Origin of the sequence: Streptomyces xiaopingdaonensis, assembly GCF_000262345.1 — a bacterium.
GTDB classification, from domain to species: domain Bacteria; phylum Actinomycetota; class Actinomycetes; order Streptomycetales; family Streptomycetaceae; genus Streptomyces; species Streptomyces xiaopingdaonensis.
Genome location: NZ_AJTQ01000017.1, coordinates 39221 through 45220, shown reverse-complemented (window position 1 = coordinate 45220; position 6000 = coordinate 39221). Strand labels below are relative to the sequence as shown.

At 68.0% G+C, this 6000-nt stretch carries 4 protein-coding genes; 2 read left to right on the top strand and 2 right to left on the bottom strand.

Annotation, left to right across the window (positions count from 1 at the left end):
- Positions 1–50: 50 nt before the first annotated feature.
- Both UWG_RS0101180 and UWG_RS0101175 read right to left on the bottom strand, forming a co-directional pair.
- Positions 51–2669 carry an ABC transporter permease/substrate binding protein gene (locus UWG_RS0101180; protein WP_016905376.1) on the bottom strand — a complete coding sequence of 873 codons (2619 nt, stop codon included), beginning with the start codon at positions 2667–2669 and terminating at the stop codon, positions 51–53.
- Positions 2662–3759 carry a quaternary amine ABC transporter ATP-binding protein gene (locus tag UWG_RS0101175; RefSeq protein ID WP_193386394.1) on the bottom strand — a complete coding sequence of 366 codons (1098 nt, stop codon included), beginning with the start codon at positions 3757–3759 and terminating at the stop codon, positions 2662–2664. The genes UWG_RS0101180 and UWG_RS0101175 overlap by 8 nt, the downstream gene beginning before the upstream one ends.
- A gap of 296 nt (positions 3760–4055) precedes the next feature.
- Here UWG_RS0101175 and UWG_RS0101170 point away from each other — a divergent pair, with 296 nt between their 5' ends.
- Both UWG_RS0101170 and UWG_RS0101165 read left to right on the top strand, forming a co-directional pair.
- Positions 4056–4979 (top strand): 5'-3' exonuclease, encoded by a 924-nt coding sequence (locus UWG_RS0101170; RefSeq protein ID WP_016905374.1) that lies wholly within the window; start codon positions 4056–4058, stop codon positions 4977–4979.
- A gap of 126 nt (positions 4980–5105) precedes the next feature.
- Positions 5106–5972 (top strand): siderophore-interacting protein, encoded by an 867-nt coding sequence (locus UWG_RS0101165; protein ID WP_016905373.1) that lies wholly within the window; start codon positions 5106–5108, stop codon positions 5970–5972.
- Positions 5973–6000: the final 28 nt, after the last annotated feature.

The following is a 6000-nucleotide window of genomic DNA, read 5'->3' as shown; positions in this document are numbered from 1 at the left end:
CCGGCGGCGGCACTCGCGGGTGGAAACCGCGAACTAGCAGTTCAGCGGCGTCACTTCACCGGTGCAAGCTTGTCGACGAGCCCGGGTCGCTCGTCCATCCACTTGCGGACCGACTTCTTCTCCTCGCCCTTGGCGCCGTTCTGGATCTCGGCTTCAAGGGAGTTGAGGTCGTCCTCGGACATCTTGAAGTCCTTCAGCCAGCCGTGCAGCTCGGGGAAGTCCTTCTTGAAGTCCTTCTTGGCGGTCACGCGGATCGAGTCGCCCTCGCCCCACGCGCCCTTCGGGTCCTCGATCTTCTTCAGCGGGTACTTGTTGTAGACCCAGTGCGGAGACCAAGTCGTCGCCAGGACGGGCTTCTTCTGCTTCACCGAGCGCTCGACCTCGGCGATCATCGAGGAGGTGCTGGAAGAGACGACCTTGTACTCCTTGTCGAGGCCGTACTCCTTGAGCACATCCTTGAGGATCTTCATCTCGCCGGCGCTCGACTCGATGCCGGTGATCTTGTTGTCGAAGAGATCGCCCTTGCCCTTGAGGTCCTCCATCGAGTTGATCCCCTTGACGTACTCGGGGGTCGACAGCTCCAGGGAGGTCTCGTCGTACCAGGCACCCAGATCCGACATCTTCGAGCCGTACTTCTTCCAGTACTGCTCGTGCGTGGTCGGTAGCCAGCCGTCCATCTGGAAGTCCATCTTGCCCTGGGCGAGCGAGGTGTAGAGCGGACCGGGGTCGAGCTGCTTGACGTTCGGCTTGTAGCCGCGGTCCTCCAGGACGTTCTCCCAGAGGTACGTCGTCGCGATCGCCTCGTCCCACGGGAAGAATCCCATGTTGACGGGCTTCCCCGCGTCCTTGCCCTTCTTGACGTCACCGCCGGGGACCGGAGCCGCCTTGTCGGCGAAGTCCGGGTTGTCCTTCAGCCAGGTCTTGACGCCTTCCTGCTCCTGCCCCTTGGGCGCGTTCTGGATCTCGTTCTCCAGCGACGTCAGCTCATCTTCCGTCATCTTGAAGTTGGAGAGCCAGGAGGCGACCGTCGGGTTCTCCTCGGAGAAGCCCTTGCGGGAGACGGTGTGGAGCTTCTCTCCCTCGCCGAAGGCACCCTCCGGGTCGTCCAGCTTCGTCAGGTCGTACTCGTTGTACGCCCAGTGCGGCGACCAGAGCGTGACGACGACGGGCTCCTTCTTCTGGTACGAGCGCTTCAGCTCGGCGAGCATCGAGGAGGTGCTCGACGAGACCACGTCGTACTCGCCCTCGAGGCCGTACTCGGGGAGCACCTTGTCCTTGAGGATCTTCATCTCGCCCGCGCTGGACTCGATGCCGATGATCTTGCCGTTGAACTTCTTGCCCTGACCCTTCAAGTCCTCAAGGGAGTCGATGCCCTTGACGTACTTGGGGGTCGCCAGCTCGAGCGACGTGGGGCCGTACCAAGCGCCCAGGTCCTCCATTTTGGACTTGTACTTGCTCCAGTACTGCTCGTGGGTGGTCGGCAGCCAGGCGTCCGTCTGGAAATCGACGTCGCCCTGCGCGATGCCGGAGTACAGCGGGCCGGCGTCGAGCTGCTTGACGTCGGGCTTGTAGCCGCGCTGCTCCAGCAGCTCCTTCCAGAGGTACGTGGTGGCGATGCCCTCGTCCCACGGGATGTACCCCATGCTGACCTTCTGGCCCTTGCCGACGTTGGACGAGCCGCCGCCTGCGGTGTCGTCGTCCCCGCTGCCGGCGATGTTGATCCCGCCGGCGACGAGCGCCAGGACCACGACGCCGCTGAGTGCGACGGCGGTGCCCGGCTTGTACCTGACGAAGCGCAGGCTGCCCATGGCAGCGGCGGCCTTGGCCGCAGCACGCCGGCCGAGCGGCGAGACGCGCTGGTTGAGCGCGCCCGTCATGCGGTCGAGGTACATCGCGAGAATGACGACGGCGATGCCGGACTCGACGCCGAGACCCACCTGGACCTGCGTCACCGCCGCGTAGACCCGCTCACCGAGGCCGGAGGCACCGGACATGCCGGCGATGACGACCATCGAGAGCGCGAGCATGATGACCTGGTTGATACCGGCCATGATCGTCGGGAGCGCCAGCGGGAACTGGACCCTGGTGAGGGTCTCCCGCGGGCTGGTGCCGAACGCCTCGGCCGCCTCGACGAGCTCGCCGTCGACCTGCCGCACGCCGAGCTCGGTCATGCGGACGCCGGGCGGCATCGCGAAGATGATCGTGGCGATCAGACCGGGCGTCGTACCGATCGAGAAGAACATGACGCCCGGGATCAGGTAGACGAACGCAGGCATCGTCTGCATCACATCGAGGACCGGACGGAGGACTCCGCTGACGGCCTTGTTCCGGGCTGCCCAGATACCGAGCGGTACGGCGATCACGATGGTTATCACCGCTGCGGCGATGACCAGCGACAGCGTCGACATCGCGTCGCTCCACAGACCGAACGAGTCGATCAGAGCGAATCCGAGGAAAGTGGCGACTGCTCCCAGCAGCCCCCTCAGCCAGAACGCGATCACGGCGAAGATGCCGGCCATCAGCAGCGGTTCGCCTCCGCCGAGCACGGCGTTGACACCGTCGTACAGACCGGTGAGAACCGAGTTGATGAAGTCGAAGAGCCAGGCGAGATGCCCCTGCAGCCAGTCGACCGCGCTCTCGACCCACTCTCCGGGGTGGAAGTCAGGCACCTGCCTTCACCTCTGTCCCGTCCTCCTGTTCTCCGTCGCGCGGCTCGCTGGAGCCCTGCGCGACCTGCGGCTCTTCGGCGAGCGCGCTGAGCAGCCGCTCGCGGTCGACGACGCCGACCGGGGTGCCGTTCTCGTCGGTTACGACCATCTCGGCGTCGTCGCTGGCGAGCGGGTTGAAGAGGTCGGCGAGGGGGGTCTCGGCCGTGACGTGGGCACTCCCCGCGCCGTCGACCGAGGTACCGTCCCGGCGGCCCTCCATGATCGAACCCGCGGTGAGCACCCGGGAGCGATCGACATCCTGAATGAAGGAGGCCACGTAGTCGTTGGCGGGGCGCACGAGGATGTCCTCGGCCGTCCCGGTCTGGACGATGCGGCCGTCGCGCATCACCGCGATCCGGTCACCGAGGCGCATGGCCTCGTTGAGGTCGTGGGTGATGAAGACGATCGTCTTCTTCAACGTCTTCTGCAGTTCGAGCAGTTGGTCCTGCATGTCGCGGCGGATCAGCGGGTCGAGCGCGCTGAACGACTCGTCCATGAGCATCAGCTCGGCGTCGGTCGCGAGCGCACGAGCCAGGCCTACGCGCTGCTGCATACCGCCGGAGAGCTCGTCGGGCCAGGACTTCTCCCAGCCCTTCAGCCCGGCCAGCTCGAGCGCCTCCAGCGCACGCTCCTGCCGCTCCTCGCGCGGGACGCCCTGGACCTCGAGCCCGTAGGCGGCGTTCTCCAGCACGCTGCGGTGCGGGAAGAGCGCGAAGTGCTGGAAGACCATGCTGATCTGCTTCGAGCGGACCTCGCGCAGCTCCTTCGGAGGGAGCGAGGTGACCTCCTGCCCGTCGAAGAGCACGCGGCCCGAGGTGGGCTGCAGCAGCCCGTTGAGCATCCGGAGCAGCGTGGACTTGCCGGAGCCTGACAGGCCCATCACCACGAAGATGTGGCCCTCTTCGACCTCGAAGGAAGCGTCGACGACGGCCGCGGTGGTGCCCTCGCCGCGCAGCTCCTCGCGATCCACCCCCTGCTGGAGCCGGGACACCGCTTCTTCTGGCCTTCGTCCGAAGACCTTGTACAAGTGCTCGGCTTTGAGCCTAGACACATTCACCTCTTGGGTCAGACGACAGAAAAACCCGGCACCCCCTCAGGGGAGAAACAGCACACTTCAACAGTAAAAGGCGCATACCAGAACTACGCACCTTACATCAGAGGCGCACCAGGCCGCGCCTGCTCGGAGCCCACCGCTCCAAACAAGACGTGACCCAATCTTTACGCACTTGAATGCACTATGCACAGAATTCCTGCTCAGAGGCCGCTCGGGGACCGCCCCTCCCTCCGTCGGGCATCATCGGGCGCGTGACGACCAACACAACCGACACCGCATCGTTGCCGAAGCTGATGCTCCTCGACACGGCCTCGCTCTACTTCCGGGCCTACTTCGGCGTCCCCGAGAGCGTGCGCAGCCCCGACGGCGCCCCCGTCAACGCCGTGCGCGGCCTCCTCGACTTCCTCGCCAGGCTCCTCCGCGACCACCGCCCGGACGCCCTCGTCGCCTGCATGGACGCCGACTGGCGCCCCCGGTGGAGAGTCGAGCTGCTCCCGAGCTACAAGGCCCACCGGGTCGCCGAGCCGGACGCGGGACCCGGCGGCGTCGACGTCGAGGAGACGCCGGACACCCTCGCTCCCCAGGTACCCGTGATCGAGGAGGTGCTCGACGCGCTCGGCGTCGCGCGGATCGGCGCAGCCGGATACGAGGCCGACGACGTCATCGGCACGCTCTCGGCACGCGCCACGGGACCGGTCGACGTCGTCACGGGCGACCGCGACCTCTTCCAGCTCGTCGACGACGCCCGCGGCGTCCGCGTCCTCTACCCCGTGAAGGGCGTGGGCAACCTGGACGTCTACGACGAGGCGGCGCTGCGCGCCAAGTACGGCGTGGACGGGCGGAGTTACGCCGATCTCGCGCTGCTGCGCGGTGATCCGAGCGACGGCCTCCCCGGCGTGCGAGGCGTCGGCGAGAAGACGGCGGCGAGACTGCTGGAGACCTACGGCGACCTGGGCGCGATCCGTGCCGCCGTCGACGACCCCGCCTCGGCACTCACCCCGGCGCAGCGCCGCAGGCTCCACGAGGCGAGCGGCTATCTCGACGTCGCGCCCGACGTGGTCAGGGTCGCGAGGGACATCGACCTGCCCGCGCACGACGCGACGGTGCCCGGCGCACCGCGCCGCCCCGAGGCGCTCGCTGCGCTCGCCGAACACTGGGGCCTGGGCGGTTCGTTGGAGCGCCTCCTCTCGGCGCTCGGGGAGAACGCCGGACGGTAAGGGCCGCACGGCGGCCGTGACGGGGAACCGTGCGGAGCACGCCACCTCCGTGCGCGGCACAACGGCCACTACAGGTACGGTTAGGTATACCTAAGTTGACCGTCGCCGCAGTCGCTGGAGGCCCACGTGCCCGATCGTCCCGCCCGCAAGCAGCCGCAGCAGCACCGCGCGACGGTACTGCACAAGGAGCAGCTCTCCCCGCACATGGTGCGGGTGGTCCTCGGCGGCGACGGCCTCTCCGCCTTCGCCGCCGGGGAGTTCACCGACCACTACGTCAAGCTCGTCTTCCCCAGGCCCGAGGTCACCTACCCGCAGCCCTTCGACCTGGCCCAGGCACGCGCCGAACTCCCCCGGCACGAGTGGCCGCTCACACGGACGTACACCGTGCGCTCCTGGGACCCCCGACTGCGCGAGCTCGCCATCGACTTCGTGGTCCACGGCGACGAGGGGATCGCCGGCCCCTGGGCCGAGGCCGCCCGACCCGGCGACGAGCTGGTCCTCGCCGGCCCCGGCGGCGCCTACCGCCCCTCCCCCGAGGCCGACTGGCACCTCCTCGCCGGTGACGAGAGCGCCCTGCCTGCGATCGCCGCGTCACTCGAAGAGATGCCCGAGGGCGCACGGGCCACCGTCCTCGTAGAGGTGGCAGGGCCCGAGGAGGAGCAGAAGCTGGCGGTGCCCGAAGGCGCCGAGGTCGTGTGGCTGCATCGGAACGGGGCACGGGTCGGCTCGCTGCTCACCCGGGCGGTGCGCGAACTCGACTGGCCGCAGGGCGACTTGCAGGCTTTCGTGCACGGGGAGGCCGGCTTCGTCAAGGAGCTCCGACGGTACCTGCGCGTCGAGCGCCAGGTGCCGAGGGAGCGGCTCTCCGTCTCCGGGTACTGGCGCCTCGGCTCCGACGAGGACGGCTGGCAGGCGGCGAAGCGGGAGTGGAACGCGCAGGTCGAGGCGGAGCAGGAGAGCGGCGGGACCGTCAGCGCTCCGGCCGGCCGCTAGAGCGGGTGTCGCGGGGCACGGTGACCGG